The 15,349-nt window shown below is 66.1% G+C and carries 17 protein-coding genes; 12 read left to right on the top strand and 5 right to left on the bottom strand.

Annotated elements, in window-relative coordinates:
* Window positions 1-162: 162 nt before the first annotated feature.
* Window positions 163-1,956, top strand: a complete 1,794-nt coding sequence (locus tag AB0L97_RS04765) for a long-chain fatty acid--CoA ligase (RefSeq protein ID WP_364425272.1) — start codon at window positions 163-165, stop codon at window positions 1,954-1,956.
* Window positions 1,957-2,051: 95 nt separating this feature from the next.
* On the top strand, window positions 2,052-2,480 hold the full coding sequence (locus tag AB0L97_RS04760; RefSeq protein ID WP_355078181.1) for a hypothetical protein: 429 nt from the start codon (window positions 2,052-2,054) through the stop codon (window positions 2,478-2,480).
* A 112-nt stretch (window positions 2,481-2,592) separates the two neighbouring features.
* On the opposite strand, the gene AB0L97_RS04755 is transcribed toward AB0L97_RS04760, so the two are convergent.
* Window positions 2,593-2,718, bottom strand: a complete 126-nt coding sequence (locus AB0L97_RS04755) for an Rv1535 domain-containing protein (RefSeq protein ID WP_364425270.1) — start codon at window positions 2,716-2,718, stop codon at window positions 2,593-2,595.
* Between the two features lie 66 nt (window positions 2,719-2,784).
* On the opposite strand from AB0L97_RS04755, the gene AB0L97_RS04750 reads away from it, so the two are divergent.
* The gene (locus tag AB0L97_RS04750; protein ID WP_355078183.1) at window positions 2,785-3,051 is read left to right on the top strand and encodes a hypothetical protein; all 267 of its coding nucleotides are present in this window, start codon (window positions 2,785-2,787) and stop codon (window positions 3,049-3,051) included.
* Window positions 3,052-3,099: 48 nt separating this feature from the next.
* On the opposite strand, the gene AB0L97_RS04745 is transcribed toward AB0L97_RS04750, so the two are convergent.
* On the bottom strand, window positions 3,100-4,977 hold the full coding sequence (locus AB0L97_RS04745) for a glycosyl hydrolase 53 family protein (RefSeq protein WP_364425267.1): 1,878 nt from the start codon (window positions 4,975-4,977) through the stop codon (window positions 3,100-3,102).
* A 233-nt stretch (window positions 4,978-5,210) separates the two neighbouring features.
* Here AB0L97_RS04745 and AB0L97_RS04740 point away from each other — a divergent pair, with 233 nt between their 5' ends.
* The 7 genes from AB0L97_RS04740 to AB0L97_RS04710 all read left to right on the top strand — a co-directional run bounded on the left by AB0L97_RS04740 (window position 5,211) and on the right by AB0L97_RS04710 (window position 11,251).
* Window positions 5,211-5,987 (top strand): LuxR C-terminal-related transcriptional regulator, encoded by a 777-nt coding sequence (locus AB0L97_RS04740; protein ID WP_364425265.1) that lies wholly within the window; start codon window positions 5,211-5,213, stop codon window positions 5,985-5,987.
* Window positions 5,988-6,179: 192 nt separating this feature from the next.
* A complete protein-coding gene (locus AB0L97_RS04735; RefSeq protein ID WP_355078186.1) occupies window positions 6,180-6,797 on the top strand; it encodes a TetR family transcriptional regulator in 618 nt (205 codons plus the stop codon).
* 7 nt (window positions 6,798-6,804) lie between these two features.
* Window positions 6,805-6,951, top strand: coding sequence for a hypothetical protein (locus AB0L97_RS04730; RefSeq protein WP_364425262.1), 147 nt, complete (start codon window positions 6,805-6,807; stop codon window positions 6,949-6,951).
* Window positions 6,952-7,010: 59 nt separating this feature from the next.
* Window positions 7,011-8,729: a CocE/NonD family hydrolase gene (locus AB0L97_RS04725; protein WP_364425259.1), complete on the top strand. Its 1,719-nt coding sequence runs from the start codon at window positions 7,011-7,013 to the stop codon at window positions 8,727-8,729.
* 309 nt (window positions 8,730-9,038) lie between these two features.
* Window positions 9,039-9,395, top strand: coding sequence for a DoxX family protein (locus tag AB0L97_RS04720; protein WP_364425257.1), 357 nt, complete (start codon window positions 9,039-9,041; stop codon window positions 9,393-9,395).
* Between the two features lie 181 nt (window positions 9,396-9,576).
* On the top strand, window positions 9,577-10,467 hold the full coding sequence (locus AB0L97_RS04715) for a fumarylacetoacetate hydrolase family protein (protein ID WP_364425255.1): 891 nt from the start codon (window positions 9,577-9,579) through the stop codon (window positions 10,465-10,467).
* 34 nt (window positions 10,468-10,501) lie between these two features.
* Window positions 10,502-11,251, top strand: a complete 750-nt coding sequence (locus tag AB0L97_RS04710) for an IclR family transcriptional regulator (RefSeq protein WP_364425253.1) — start codon at window positions 10,502-10,504, stop codon at window positions 11,249-11,251.
* 211 nt (window positions 11,252-11,462) lie between these two features.
* Here AB0L97_RS04710 and AB0L97_RS04705 read toward each other — a convergent pair whose 3' ends face one another.
* The gene (locus AB0L97_RS04705) at window positions 11,463-11,822 is read right to left on the bottom strand and encodes a nuclear transport factor 2 family protein (RefSeq protein ID WP_364425251.1); all 360 of its coding nucleotides are present in this window, start codon (window positions 11,820-11,822) and stop codon (window positions 11,463-11,465) included.
* A 161-nt stretch (window positions 11,823-11,983) separates the two neighbouring features.
* Between AB0L97_RS04705 and AB0L97_RS04700 the strand changes: the two genes are divergently transcribed.
* Window positions 11,984-12,664: a class II aldolase/adducin family protein gene (locus AB0L97_RS04700; RefSeq protein ID WP_364425249.1), complete on the top strand. Its 681-nt coding sequence runs from the start codon at window positions 11,984-11,986 to the stop codon at window positions 12,662-12,664.
* Between the two features lie 164 nt (window positions 12,665-12,828).
* On the opposite strand, the gene AB0L97_RS04695 is transcribed toward AB0L97_RS04700, so the two are convergent.
* Together AB0L97_RS04695 and AB0L97_RS04690 are read right to left on the bottom strand one after the other, a co-directional pair.
* Window positions 12,829-13,308 carry an SRPBCC family protein gene (locus tag AB0L97_RS04695; RefSeq protein ID WP_364425247.1) on the bottom strand — a complete coding sequence of 160 codons (480 nt, stop codon included), beginning with the start codon at window positions 13,306-13,308 and terminating at the stop codon, window positions 12,829-12,831.
* A complete protein-coding gene (locus AB0L97_RS04690; RefSeq protein ID WP_364425245.1) occupies window positions 13,305-14,198 on the bottom strand; it encodes an NAD(P)-dependent oxidoreductase in 894 nt (297 codons plus the stop codon). The genes AB0L97_RS04695 and AB0L97_RS04690 overlap by 4 nt, the downstream gene beginning before the upstream one ends.
* Window positions 14,199-14,337: 139 nt before the next feature.
* Here AB0L97_RS04690 and AB0L97_RS04685 point away from each other — a divergent pair, with 139 nt between their 5' ends.
* Entirely contained in the window at window positions 14,338-15,081 is a 744-nt protein-coding gene (locus tag AB0L97_RS04685; RefSeq protein ID WP_355078195.1) for a GntR family transcriptional regulator, read from the top strand.
* Window positions 15,082-15,349 lie beyond the last annotated feature (268 nt).

The following is a 15,349-nucleotide window of genomic DNA, read 5'->3' as shown; positions in this document are numbered from 1 at the left end:
GTCGTGGGCCTACCACTCAGCACTGAAGAGGACCTATGTCCTTGAGCGCGACTGCCAACGTCCATCGCCGCATCGATGCGCCGCGGACCATACTCGGTAGTGCGCGGCTCACCCAGGTCGAGCGCATCGTGCGCCCTCCGGCAGCGCCGAGGAGGACCGATCATGCGGGAATTCGGACTGCCGGCTCTGTACCAAGTGCCCGCCGAGGCGAACCTCACCGACTTGATCGAACGTAACGCCGAGCGGTACCCCGATCTGACCGTCATCTCCCGCAAGGTAGGCGGCCGCTGGCAAGATGTGACCGCCGCCCAGTTCCGCGCCGCGGCGTGGGCGACGGCGAAAGGACTGATCGCCAACGGCATCCAGGCAGGCGATCGCGTGGCCATCATGTCCCGCACGCGGTACGAGTGGACGTTGCTGGACTTCGCGATCTGGTACGCGGGCGCGATTTCGGTCCCCGTCTATGAAACTTCCTCGTCCGAACAAGTGCAGTGGATCGTGTCCGACTCCGGCGCGTCCGCCATCGTCACAGAGACCGATCGCCACACGGCCGTGGTCGCCGCAGTACGCGACCAATTGCCGAAATTGACGCACAGCTGGCAGATCGAGGCCGACGCCATAGCGAACCTGACGGCGGAGGGCGCACGGATCAGCGACGCCACCGTCGTAGAGCGCCGGGCCGCCGTAGCGGCCGACGTGCCTGCGACGATCGTGTACACCTCCGGTACCACCGGCCGCCCGAAAGGGTGTCAGCTGACCCACGGCAACTTCCTCGCCGAACTCGGCAACATCACCGCCCGGATGCCGACGCTGTTCCGCACCGGAGAGTCCTCGGTGCTGTTGTTCCTGCCGCTGGCACATGTGCTCGGCCGAATCGCCGAAGTCGCGGCGGCCTACGTCCCGGTCGACATCGCGAACGTCAGCGATGTCAAAGATGTCACCGCCGAACTCGGCGCATTCCGGCCGACGTTGATCCTGGGCGTGCCACGAGTCTTCGAGAAGGTGTACAACACCGCACGCGCTCGAGCGGAACTCGCCCACCGCGAGCGCGTCTTCGATCTGGCAGCCACGACCGCCATCGACTACGGCCGGGCCCGGGGCGCCGGGCACATACCGCTCTCGCTGCGGATCCGGCATGCGCTGTTCGACCGGCTGGTCTACCGGCGGCTGCGCGCCGCGCTGGGCGGCCGCGCCACGCACGCCATATCCGGCGGAGCGCCACTCGGGGAACGCCTCGGCAATTTCTACCGTGGAGTGGGATTCACCGTGTTGGAGGGCTACGGGCTGACCGAGACATGCGCGGCCGCCACGTTCAATCCGGACGACCGGCCGAAGATAGGCACGGTCGGCCAACCGCTCCCGGGCTCCTCGGTCCGGATCGATGAGGACGGCGAGATCCTGTTGCGCGGACCGAACGTGTTCACCGGGTATTGGAACAATCCGCGTGCCACCGCCGAGTCGTTCCGCGAGGGTTGGTTCGCCACAGGCGACCTCGGCACTCTCGATGACGACGGGTACCTCACCATCATCGGGCGCAAGAAGGAGATCATCGTGACCGCCGCCGGTAAGAACGTGGCTCCCGCGGTGATCGAAGACCGCATCCGCGCCCACGCCATCATCGGTGAGGTGATCGTCGTAGGCGACGGCAAACCGTTCGTCGGTTGCCTGGTGACCATCGACGATGAGCACTTCCCCCTGTGGAAACAGCTGCATGACAAACCCCAGGACGCCAGTGTCGACGATCTCGCCGCGGACCCCGATCTACTGGCCGCTGTCCAGGCCGCTGTCGACGACGGCAACCGAGCCGTGTCGCGCGCCGAGGCCGTCCGCAAATTCCGCCTGCTGCACACCCAGCTGACCGAGGACAGCGGATATGTCACCCCATCGTTGAAGCTCAAACGCAACCTCGTACTCCGCGACTTCGCCGCAGAGGTCAGCGCGATATACAGCGAGTGATCGCGGACTGACGCAACACCCGCTCCAACTTCTCGCCAGAGGTAAACTTTGGTTTGCTCGTAGGTGTCCAAATGGTGAACGCAACGGAGTGACCCATGAAGATTTCCGAAGGCGTGGTGGACATGATCGCCCGGACGGCCGGCGCGACGACGGCCGCGGCAGGCGCCGTGGGCGGCGCCGCTGTCAACGGTGTGATCGGCGGCATCCAAGGTGCCGCGATCGGCGTGAAGAAGGGGCTCGGCAGCGGCAGCCACTCGACACCGGCGGCGGCACTGACTTTGGTGGCGATCGGTGCCACGGGTCTGGTGGACTGGCCGGTGCTGCTGGGTGTCGGCGGCGCTACCTTGGTGGTTCAGAAGCTCGGGCAGCGATCGGGCAGGCTGCCGCCGCCCGAGGCCGGTGATCGCGCCGGGCGCCCCGAGCCGCACGCGCAGAGCGGCCAGTCGGCCCGCCGAGACGACGAGCGTGCGATTCCCGCGCCGGAGAGCGCGGGCCGGACGCAGCGCTCGCCGAGCATGCATTAGTCGTGGCACGTGGACCTGCGGTACGCCCCGGTGGGTTGGCGGCAGGCGTTGTCGACCGCTGTCGCCGACATGCCCCGTGGCTGTTCGCCGCGGGCGGTCGGCAACGGAGTGATCAGTCGACGATCTCGACGACCCCGAGGCGCCACAGCACTGCGTACAGCTCACGCAACGGCACGGCCAGAACCTGCGTCAGCGCGCCCGTCAGCTGATCCGAGCCGCCGCCTGCACCATTTGTCATCACACTGGACACCGTGCGGATGCCAGGCATCGACCTATCCAACACACTCTTACCGGAAGGTAAAAAATGGCCGAAAAATCGCATACCGGCCACCGGAATGCCGTAGATCGCGTGCTGGCCGCGCAGGGTTTCGCGGTGGAACTGCCGGTAGTGGGCCGGGTCCGCATCCCTCGACCCGAACAGTTGGCGTACTACGGTGCACTCGGCGCGCTGGCTGCGGCGGAGATCATCGAATGGCCCGTTGCGGTGGTCCTCGCGGCCGGTCACTGGCTGGCGCAGGACCAGCACAATCGCGTCGCTCACCAAATCGGCGAAGCCCTCGAAGAGGCCTAGATCCAGCGCTCGGGCCTGGGGCTGTCCGGTCGAGCGTGGCGTACGGCGCTAACGTGGCCCGGCGGCTTCGGCTATGAGTGTGTTGGCCCTCGACCCCGGATTCTCCTTGAAGGCCGAGAGCGCAGGAAGAGGGCGCCAATCGGCGTCGAAGAGGGCGTGGGCGCGAAAGTAGTCGACGGACCGCTCGACGCTGTCGTCGATGAAACATGCTCCCCACCAGAACAGTCCGCATCCTGTCGACAGGTTTCCAATGGTTCGCAGAGCGGATCTGAGGTATTCGTGCTGGCCGCGCGCGTCGAAGGAGAACTCCCGCTCGATGTCGGTGTAGGTACGGTCGTTCCCCGCGATCGGTCTGAAGGGATACGCAGTCTCGCCGATCAACACGCTCTTGTGCGGTCGCGATGCGCAGAGGGATTCGATTCGGCGCAGCCGCGAAATCGTAGCGTCGTGATGTGCCAGTGGATAGAACGACAGCGACACGGCGTCGTAGTCGACGTCGAAATGGTCCGCGTACCGCAACCACCACTCGGCGCCCTCGACGTCGGCGCCGCGGTCGAGATGAACAGAGATGAGGGTGGAATCGGCGGTTTCCCGCACGCCCATCGTCGCCGCGCGCAAGAGTTCGGACAGAATCACCCATTGATCGGCTGAATTCCAGTCGCTGTCGACGCCGTCTTCCGGGTGTAGCCGCGCGCCGCTGCGTGGATCCTGGCCCGGCTCCGCCCACAACATCCCGTTGGTGATTTCGTTGCCGACTTGCACCATGGCCGGCTGGATGTCATGACGGCGGAACTCGGTGAGGGTGTGTGCGGTGTAGCGGCGAACTTCCTCGATCAGCGTCCGGATCGGCAGCGATGCCCACGCCCGTGGCTTGCACTGTTTACCCGGATCCGCCCAGGTGTCGGAATAGTGCAGAGTGAGACATATCGCGAGTCCGGCGGATCGAGCGGCCTGAGCCAAGCCGATGGCGTGCTCGAGGTTCATCGGCGAGTTGTCGTCGACCCATACGCTCAGGCGAACGCTGTTCACTCCGTGGTCGGCGAGTGTCGTCGCGACCTCGTACGCGCGCCCACCCGGGCAGTGCGACAAGTCGACTCCGTGAAAGAAGTCGGTGACGTGCCGGGATGGTCGTCGTGCGGCGAAATCGCCAGTGTGCCGGGCCGACTCGGCTCGAATGTTCGTGTAGCCGCCCGATCCGTATCCTCCGTCGGCGAAGTCCAGCCCGAGAAGCAGCCGACAGTAGAATCTGGCTCTGGGATGGCGGCTGTTCCCGATACTGGATTCCGCTCCGGTATGGCGTACGACATCGGGAACGAGGCGGTAGGCGTCGAGCCGCACATGCGCCGCGGCCGGATTGATGGGCAGTTTCCAGAAGTAAGGGAACGCATCGTGTCGCTGTACGGACTCCGCATGGGCGTACATCTGGAAGTCGAGCGGATCCTTGAGTGGAGTCATGATCTGCAGGAGTTTGACCGCACCCGCGAGTCCGACGAGATACCCCTCGGTACCGGCCCCGCCGATCAGGTCAGCGTAGGAGAACCTGCCGCTGGTCGAACGAATCCGGCCCGGTGTGGCCCTGCTGCTCAGAAAGACGAGATCACAGTCCGGAGGGAGTCCCCACTCGTCGACGTCGTGGGGTAGCGGAGAGATCAGCTCGGCGTCGTCCTCGAGCACGATCGCCCACGGAATCCTGTGGTCGACGATATGGCGCCAGAGCCTGATATGACTGATCCCGCAGGCAGCCTCCAGCGACGCCCAGCGGCCGAAGTCCTGGACAACTTCGCCCTGCTCCGGATGATCGAAATCCAGCGTCCGCCCGTCGGTGGCAGGCCACCGCTCGAAGAGCATCCCGTGGCGCGCCAAATTCTCGGAGATCACGGTCAGTCGCTCGGTGTCACGATCGAGATTGACGACAAATGTTCGCATACATTCCCCCGGCAAACTTGCGCGCGCTTCCGGTGCAGCGTGCTTCCTGGTCCGCTTCCCGGGCGAACCATCCTTCGATGCGGCCGACGCCGTGTCGATCCAAAGGGGCGGTCCGCCGGATACTTACGGAGACCAACGATAATTTCGGTGCTCCAAGGCGGATATACGAAGAACTTCGTATATCGTTCTCAGCTCGAGCCGATCTCCGGGAACCGGTGCTGCACAATGCTGGAATGGACGCTGTGCCAGGGGGAGACGCCAAACGCATCCACGATCTCGCATTGCAGATCATCACCGAGAAGGAGCCGGTGCGGGTCTGGCCGCTGCTGATGGAACGCTTGACCGCCGATCTACCGTGCGACTTGGCGGTTCTCATCGACCTGAACTGGCGGGCAGGAACCGGCCATGCGCTCACCGGATCGCCGGACTGGCTACACGAGGCACCGCTCGACGCACTGATCCACGCGCATATGCGGTCTCACCCCCTGCTTCGGCATTATGCGCTGACGCGAGACAAAACCCCGCTGACGATGGATGAGGTAGCCGACGATCGCTGGTGGAAGGGTGAGGCATACCGGGCAGGAAAGGATGCCATCGGCATCGACCGCCAGCTGGCGTTGCCGTTGAGTTCCGAACCCGGCCGGATCCGCGGCGTCATCATGAGCCGCAGCGGTGGCGGGTTCAGCGACCGGGATCTCGAATACGCCGCGCTCGCCAGGTCGCTGCTCGACACGGTCGAAGCGCACGAGGCGGCAGCCTTCGCACACCACACGATGCGCGCGGATCCCGCGGAGTACAAGATCACTCCCCGGGAGTCGGCGGTGCTCGCGCTCCTGTGCGACGGCCTTACCGCGCATGCCATCGGCACCCGACTCGGGATCAAGGCGGCGACGGTGACGAAACATACCGAGAACCTCTACCGCAAGCTCGGTGTGCACGATCGCATCGCAGCGCTGCGAAAGGCCCAAGCCCTCAACCTTATTCCCCCTACGCCCGGACAGCAGCGATAGCGGTAGGACACCCTTCGAAGGCCGTCGCGGCCATACGGGTCACTTTCTCTCGCGGTGCTCGGACGGCTGTGGGAAGCCTCCCGCGGGACCGGGAGCTGAATTGCCCGGTAGGCTGAAACAGATTTCAGTGTGTGTGGAAACTTGGTCGCACGCAGTCGGGAAGTGCGGAACCGGCAGAGGAGACGGTGGAACATGGTGGCACGAGCGGGGCGGGGGCCTCGGGGCGAACGTGGCGCGCAGGCGGACCGCATCCTCGCAACGGCGCGTAAGTCCTTCGCCGAGCGAGGTTACAGCGGAACCTCGTTGCGAGCCGTGGCGAAGGCAGCCGAAGTGGACCCCACCCTGGTGAACTACTACTTCTCCAACAAGATGGGACTGCTGAAGGCGGCGCTGGAGCCGCCGGAATCCTTTGGTGCGGCAATCGGGGAGGCCGCTCGAGTGCCACTGGAGGAGCGCGGACGAGCCTTTGTCGAGGCGGCGCTGCGCATGTGGGACGATCCGGCCACCTCGGAGATTCTGCGGTCGATCATCCTCGCCGCGAGTCACGAGCCCTTCGCCATGGAGCGCCTCCGCGCCGTCTTCTCCGATCTTGTCTTGCAGGTGGTGTCGGCGAGCCTTCCCGACGACGAGGCCGGCCTGCGGGCGGACTTGGTGGCCACTCAGATCGTGGGACTGGCCATGACGCGTTACGTCTGGGCCCTCGACAGCATCGCCGATCTGCACACGGAGCAGGTCGTCCGCCTGATCGGGCCGACCGTGCAGCACTACCTCACCGGTCCCCTGGGCGTGGATGTTTCGGAGACCGTCTGAGTGGCGGATGACCCCCAGGGATGAGTCGGTCGGCGCCGCGGTCGAGTACGCCGGCGGCCGCACCATGCTCATCACCGTTCGCCCCGCCGAGCGCGGCGCGCGGGCCGCCGACGACAGATATTTCAGCATGTATGGAAATTACTCTTGCCTGTAGCGGGGCGCCGGGCGTACCGTGAGCCCGTTAATTTCTGTATATGTGGAAATGAGGATGCCGTGGCTCGGGTAAGAGCAGCCGGTGCGGAGCCCGGTCAGCGTCAGTTGAACGGACCGCAGACCACAGGTCGCGAGTATCGCGACCTGTCCCCCGCTCTCCACGGGACGACCCGCGAGAACAATGTGCCTGTCCTGGTCCGTGACGGCACCAGGCTGCTGGCCGACATTCACCGCCCCGACGCCGACGGGAGATTTCCCGCGCTCATCGCGGCGGCACCCTATCCCCGCCAACTCCAGGACCTTGGCGCCCCCGCGGCGGTCATCGAGGCCGGCACCACCGACTTCTGGGTTCCACGCGGCTACGCCCATGTCATCGCCAACCTTCGTGGCACTGTGGGCTCGGACGGCACCTACACCTTTTTCGACGAGCAGGAGCGCCAGGACCTGTTCGACCTGGTCGAGTGGGTCGCGGGGCAGCCGTGGTGCGACGGCAACGTGGGCATGATCGGCATCAGCTACTACGCCATGACCCAGATGGCGGCGGCCACCCAGCGCCCACCTCATCTCGAGGCCCTGTTCCCGTTCAATGTCACCGTTCAGGCCTGGGAAGCCTCTTACCACAACGGCCTGTTGAGCCAGGCTTTCATCACCCCGTGGTTCCGTGCGCTAGGCGTCCTGTCCGCCCACGGCGACTCTCTCTACCGCAAGGGCCTGTCCCGCCTCCTGCGCAGAATTCTCGCGATTCCCGCCGTCCACCGCCGGTTCAGGCACACCGACGGCGTCCAAGCGACTCTCGGCCTGCGGTTGGTGAGCCGCTTCCGCCACGATGCCCACCCATGGGAGGCCCTGTTGAACGCGGTGACCGCCGAACACCCCACCCGGGATGCGTGGTGGGACGACCGCGACCTGACCGAACTGCTGTCCCGCGTCGACATCCCCGTCTACCTCGGCGGCGAGTGGTCCAACGTCCCCCTGCATCTACCCGGCCTCTTCCAAGCCTGGAAGGCCCTCGCCCACAACCCGCACGTGCGCATGACCATGCTCGGGGAGCACAGCTTGCCCTGGCCATGGGAGAGCATGCACATCGAGGCCCTCGCCTGGTTCGACCACTGGCTCAAGGGGCGGGACACCGGCATTCTCGAAGGCCCCGCCATCCGCTACTGGCTGCCCGGGGCCGAACGGTGGCTCACCGCCGACTCCTGGCCCCCGCCTGCGACGCACATGGCCTTGTCGCTCAACTCCGACGGCTCCCTCACCGGCGACGAGCAACCGGGCGAGCGCAGCTACGCCACGGACGGCGCGAACGCCATGCCCGCAGAACTGAGTTGGACCAGCGATCCCCTTCTCGGCGACCTCGACATGGTCGGTCACCCCGAGCTACGGCTCACCGCCACCAGCAGTACGGCCGACACGGGATGGATCCTGCTCCTGCAAGACGTCGGCCCGGACGGCAAAGCCATCGACGTCACCCAAGGCTGGCTGCGAGCCGGCATGCGCTATGTCGACGAGGACGCGAGCGCGACGGGCAGGCCCGTCCTCCCGATGAGGACGTGGGAGCCCGTCCCTGCGGGGGAGCCGGTCGACTACCGCATCCCGCTGGTGGCCAACGCCCGCCGATTCCGCCGCGGGCACCGCATCCGGCTCATCCTCACAAGCGACGACAGCCGCGAGGACTTCCGCCCCATGCTGCTGTTCAGTCACGCCCCCGTCGGCAGCCCGAGCATCAATACAGTGCACTCCAGATCACGTCTGCTCCTGCCGATCCTGGAAGGAGAGTGAACAGGGCGCCCGACAATTCGCCCCGCGCTCCCCTCGTCTACGACCGGACTCGGCAAGAGCACACCTGTACCGGGTGGCATCTCGAGCCACCCATATCACCTGCGGCTGGCGGCCCCGGACCTGAGGGCAGGCCCGCGCCGAACCGCTGGACGGAGCCGTCGACATCGGCGAGATCCAGATCGTCGGCGTCAGCCCACCCCCGAACCGAGGGGCTGCATTCGAGCCTCATATGAGGCAGACAGCACTCAGCTATGCCCACCGCCCTGACATCCAGGGACCAATTCTCGACATCGAAAACAGGAGATCGCCATGACCGCAACAACCATCCTCGCAGCTTTGCTCGCGATCGTTCTGCTAGGGGCCGGTACAACCATGACCCTGGCCGTCAGCTTCCAACGCGACACCGCGGCGCACCTCGGATTCAGCGTCAACGCCTTCCGCGGTATCGGGGCCTTGGAGTTGCTCGGTGCGATCGGAGTACTTCTGGGGCTGACGATCCCCGCCGTCGGCGCCCTCGCCGCAGTGGGCATCGTGGCGCTGATGGTCGGCGCCGCTATCAGCCACCTCCGCGTTCGCGACCGGTTCGCGCAGCTGATCCCAGCGATAGCGATCGCTGCCGTCGCGGTCGCGTATCTGATTTTGGTTGGGCAACAGGCAGTTTCGTGAGGCGCGTACCCGACGCTGGACTACGAGCGGACCGTCGCGGCCGTTCGACGTGACGCAGCGCCCGCACTCCACCGCCATTGCGCACGGGCTCCGGAGTAGCGAGCCTGTCGAGCGGCCCGGCTTGACATCCGTCTCGAAAGTGTGTGCACTTTAGCGAGTTCTTGATTCCTAAGGGGTTTTCATGTCGTCGCAGCAGTGGTGTCTAGTCCAGTTCGTCGGGAGCAACCGAGCGCAGCCGAGTGTCGGCGTGCTCGCCGACGGCGAAGTCGGCCGGGCGCCGGAGCCGCTATCGGGTCTCACTTTGTTGGAAGTTCTCGATCGGTGGGCCGAGTTCACGCCCCTGCTCCGGAATTTCCAGCCCTCGGCGCTCGAGGTCATACCGGATGTCGAACTCGTCGCACCTCTCACCTACCCCCGCAAGGTCATCTGCGCCGGGGCGAACTACTACGGACACGCGGAGGAGATGGGCACGCAGCGTCCGGATCCGGACGGTGAGCCCTTCTTCTTCCTCAAGCCACCCACCACGACGGTCCTGGGCGCGCACGACGACGTGCGTCTGCCGGAACGCGCCGACGTGGACTGGGAGGTCGAGTTGGCCGTCGTCATCGGCGCGGGCGGTCACGATATCGATGAGCGCGCGGCCCTCGATCACGTGGCTGGCTACACGGTCGCCAACGACCTGTCCGCTCGGGGACTGTTCCCGAGGAAAGACGCGGTCCTCGCACCATTCGGCTGGGACTGGTTCCAGCACAAGGCATTCGACGGGTCGTGCCCATTGGGGCCCGGACTCGTGCCCAGCTGGCAGATCGGCGATCCGCACGGCCTCACGCTTCGGCTGACGGTCAACGGGGAGATCAAGCAGGAAGCGTCCACCGCCGACATGGTGATCACGGTGCCGCGGTTGATCGCCGCCGCGAGCCGCGTGCTGACCCTCGAGCCGGGTGACGTCATCCTGACCGGTACGCCGGCCGGTGTCGGCCTGCCGCGCAACACTTTCCTCAACGCCGGCGACCTGGTCGTCAGCGAAATCGACGGCCTCGGTCGGCTGGAGAACAGAATGGTCGCGGCATGACCGGGAGCGTCCATCGTCGATGAGGGCAGGGACTATGCCATCCCATGAGTCGATCTCTTCGGCCGAGAACGTGCTCACGCTCCTCGTCGCTCTGCGCGAGAACGGTAGGTTGCGCGTGGCCGACGCCGCGGAACTGCTCGCGGTGACGCCTCCCACCGCACACCGGCTGTTGTCCACTCTCAAGCGGCACCGGTTCGCCGAACAGGACCGCAAACGCGCCTACCTGCCGGGACCACGGCTGACGCAATTCCCGTGGGGCGCCGAGCCACCACACGACCTCGGCGTCCTCGGCCATCCCTATCTGGCCGACCTTTCGCGGCGGTCGGGCTGTACGACTTTCCTGGTGACTCTGGAGGGCAACGGCTGCCGGTTCATCGACGGCGTCGAGAGCAGCCGTGCCCACCGCGTCCGGAGTCGTGTCGGGCACTTGCTGCCCGCACACACCACATCGGGCGGCAAGGTGCTCCTGGCCCAGCTTCCCGACAACGAACTGGTCGCGCTCTACCCCGACCGCCACGTCCGAATGCGTGATGGTTCGACGCGTGAGCTCGTCGCGCTCCGTCGTGAACTCGGTGTCGTCCGCAGGCAGGGTTATGCCCTCTGCCTGGAGACGAACGAGCAGTGTGTGAACGCCGTCGGCGTCCCGGTCACCACCCGGCCCGGCATGGTCATCGCCGCGGTCGTGTTGGCGTGCCCTTCGGCGGGCTCCAGCCGCAGGCACCTCGTCGACCTCGTACCCGACGTCCGGGCGACCGCGTCCGCGATCGCCGAGAACTTCGCCTGAAGGTCGGGGCCTCGCCTCGCGCTGGTCACTCCAGCGTTGACGCACTCCCCCGGCCGCAGTCCTATCGGCCGACCGACCGCGGCCAGGCCTTGCGCCCCGCCATGAACCCGGCGGTCCGGACCGGCCCATAGTCGGTCGCGGCGGTGCGGTCGGCACCGGTCGGCGGCGCCTCCGGTGACGACCGGGACACGCCGTGGTCACGTCGGCTTGGTTACGCGAAAACCGGGGCCACGTCGAAGAAGACACGATAGGTATCGATCAGGCCGCTGTCACCGACAGTCCAGATCGACACCACCGGGATGGAGACCTCTCGGCCATCTTTACGCGCATAGGTGACAACCAGCTCGACGATGGTGTCGTTGCCCACGACCCACTCGTGGACGATCTCGTGGTGCATCCCACTGAGCATGCCGAAGAAGCCGACAGTGCCCGCCTCGACCGCCTCGCGGCCCTCGAGAACGGGGCCGTTGCCGAAGGTGGTCTTGCCATCATGGGCGAAAAGTCCCGCAAAGGCCTTCGAGTCGAGAGTGTCGACCGCGTGGAACACGGCGGCGGTCAAAGCGCTGGTCATAATTGGATCCTTTCGAGATTAACTGCATACACCTTGACCCGATCCAGTCACGTCCGGCCATCTCCCTGAGCACAAATTCCGCTTTGCGGAATGAACTCCCCGAAGCGTCGATTTTCGCCCCGCGCTTGGCGCTCAGGCTAAAAAGTGCATACAGTTATCCAGTGAGCTCTTCCACCACCCAACCCATCGAAGTCCAGGTTTCCGACGCAGCGCGCGCCATGGCCACCATGGGGCTGGTCGACGCGTTCGGGCATGTATCCGCCAGGGAGTTCGGCCACATGGTGATCACACCTGCCGCGGATCTCGAGACCGTCGAGGCGTCGAACTGCATCCGTGTCCCGTTGAACGCGACGTCTTTGCCACCCGGATGCCCGGCCGAGGCGTGGGCCCATTTGGCCCTCTACCACCGTTTCCCGGCGACCGGAGCGATCGCGCGGGCCCAGCCGGCGGCATCGCTGGCTGTCGGCATGCTCGCCGACCGCATCGCCCCGACCCACGGCCAGGCGTGCTGGCTGGGCGAATCCGTGCCGGTGTATCCCTCCGCGCTACTGGTCCGCGAAGCCGACCGCGGCCTGCGACTCGCCGAGGCGATCGGCGCGTCGGACGCGCTCATTCTGCGTGGCAACGGCGCGATCACGATGGCAGCCGACCCCGCCACCGCAGTCGCCACCATGTCGGTGCTTGCCGCCGCGTGCACCGTCTGGCTCGAGACGAGGGACGCACCAGTCGCCGCCATGTCGGCGGAAGAGATTCGCTCATGGCAAGCCGTCAAACACGAGCTACTGCCCAGACTGGGGGCACACCTGCTGCGCAAAGCGGCGACGACGCGCGCCGCCCGATGATCCCACGCGCGTATGCCACCCAAGGCTCGACGCCGCTGAACTCCGTCGCCATACCGACCGGACTGGATCAGGTTGCGGTGGAAGCGAATTCGGGCGTGTGCGTACCCCGACCAGGCGCACGGCCCCGCGCCAGAACGCGGGGCTCGTCGCCCACGGTCCGGACGTCAGCTTATGGGCAGCGTGACGGACGCTTCTCCACCGGCGACCCGACGGATGGCCGCGAGCGTTGCGCCGACCGCCGCTATGTACTGCGTCGTCATTTCTTCGGCGTACGCCGCCTCCTCGGGAGAACCACTCTGTAAGCCTTCGAGCACCAGCGCGAAGCTGAACCGGAGGAACAGCTCCCCCTCGTCTTCCTCGATGTCGTTGACGATCGTGCCGAGGACCGGCCCCGAGATGCGCGTGAAAATCACCCGCTGCTGCGGCTGGAGGCTGACTCGCTCGGAATAGCGGTCGCCGAACAGCTCGATCTCGCGCTCGAACGTCACGTCATCGAGGCGAGCGGTGACGAGGCAGTGGGACATGGCCGGCACGAAGGGCAGCGCATTGTCGGCCTTCATGACCAGGCCCTGCCACACGGCAGTCCGATCGAGCGTCGGCTCGCCGGTCTCGTTGACCGGGAGGCGGTGAGTGACGTAGATCATTTGGTGACTTCCTGTGCGAGTGCGTTCTGGGCGGAGATCTGGTCGTGCACGCTGGCTATATCGAGTTCTCCCCAACCGTCGGCCAAGGCCTGGTCGAAGACCGCTTTGGCCGCCTCGAACACCGGCCGATGCTCGCCGACCTCGTGCAGGTGCGCCTCGATCTGGTCGAGGATCTCGTGCAGCGTCGCGATGGGCCCTGGAGCGGGCAGCCATGAGCGTTGCGCCATCACGGGACCTCGCTGCTCGAGCAGCGCCGAGCCCGCGATGGACGTCTCCAGGGCGCACTGGACCATCTCGAGGTCCAAGTTGTCGCGGCGGGCCAGCGCGATCGCTTCCGCGGCCGCGACCGTATGGGTCGCCACCAGCATGGAGGAGATGTACTTCAGGTGGGTGCCGGTCCCGAAGTCACCGGTTCTGACCCAGGGCCCCGAGATGGCGTCCAAGACGTCGGCGACTCGATCGATCGCCTCCGCCGCTCCGGAGGCGAAGATCCTGGCCAGCCGCGGGCCGACCATTCCGGGGCTGCCGCTGATCGGACAGTCGAGCATGGTGGCCCCGACATGCTGGAGCTGACGCATCAATGCGAGCTTGCGCGTCACCGGGATCGTGCTCATCTCGAGGTGGATCGCTCCGGGGCGCATCGTCGACAGCGTGCCCTCGGGTCCGCTGACCACGCGCTCGACGTCATCCGCGGTCGGCAGGATCGACACGATGACCTCGCACGAGGTGGCCAGTTCCGCCGGCGACGACGCGACGGTGCCGCCCGCGGCCTCGAGCTCGGGACAGTGGATGCTGCGCCGGTACCCCACGACGTCGATCCCCCGGGCCAGCAAGTTCTCAGCGATCGGCAGGCCCATCTTGCCCAGTCCGATGACTCCGATAATTCTCACACTGGTCACGTCCTCACGGGTTTTCGCGCGGGGAGGGGACGCCTTCGTCGACGCCACGACTCCGAAATACTGTATGCAGTTTACGCGGCCGACATCCGAAAGAGAAGGAATATGTATACACATCGCTTACGCTAGGGGTATGAGTCGCAAAGTGCTCGTCCCGCACATCACCAGGGTGGAACTACCCGAGGCACGCCAAGCTATCCCGTATGTACACGCCTACCTGCGCGAAAGGATTCTCGACGGCACGCTGCGGCCTGGGACGAAGCTCTCTCAGGTGTCGCTGGCCGAGCAGCTCGGTGTCAGTCGCACGCCGTTGCGCGAGGTGCTGCGGATGCTGCAGGAGGAGGGCCTGGTCCAGATCGAACCGAACCAGCGCACCCGCGTCTCCATGCTCGACCCGCGTGAACTCGACGAGATCTATGCCAGCCGAGTCGTGCTCGAGTCGCTGGCCGTCGCCATGACAGTGGACAGCTTCGACGACGCCGCCCGAGATCACGCGACCGAGCAACTGGCGGCCATGCGCGTGGCCGCGGAGGAAGGTGAGACCGAGCGCTGGTTCGTCATCCACTCGGCGTTCCACCGCACGATCACCTGCGGCGCCGGTGACACCATGCAGAAGCAGTTGCGTCAACTGGCCGACCGGTGTGTCCGGTACATCCGGATCTACCAGGGTGGCGAGCCCAACAGCTGGCACAAGGCCGGCGATCACGAACACGCGCAGATTCTGTCCGCGCTGGTGGAGGGCGCCAAGGCCACGGCCCAAGCCCGCATGGCGAGTCACTTGGCCCACACCGCTTTCAAAGTATTGAGCGACACCTCGCCCGACTACCAGCCGACCGCTGTGCCATTGGCCCTGGAGATGGTCGGCGTTCCGGACTGACGGGTGAGCAACCGCCGTGCGGCCGATGGTCTTCGATGAGGTCGAGGCCCGGCTCGCGCCGTGGCACCGGCAGCCCGCGCGGCGGTTGCGTAGTCACCCCGCGTCACCACTGCCGATGCTGAGGTGGTGACGCGGGGCAGCAGGGTCAGGACAGGGTGGTGACCTCCAGGTCACCGTCGGCGTACTGGGCGCGTAGCCGCTTCTTGTCGAACTTGCCCACGCTGGTCTTGGGGACCTCGGCGATGAACGTCCACCGTTCGGGCAGCTG

It is taken from the genome of Nocardia sp. NPDC051911 (assembly GCF_040681035.1).
Classification (GTDB): Bacteria; Actinomycetota; Actinomycetes; order Mycobacteriales; family Mycobacteriaceae; genus Nocardia; species Nocardia sichangensis.
The sequence above is the reverse complement of the archived record's forward strand: the minus strand, read 5'-3'. Positions and strand labels throughout refer to the sequence as shown.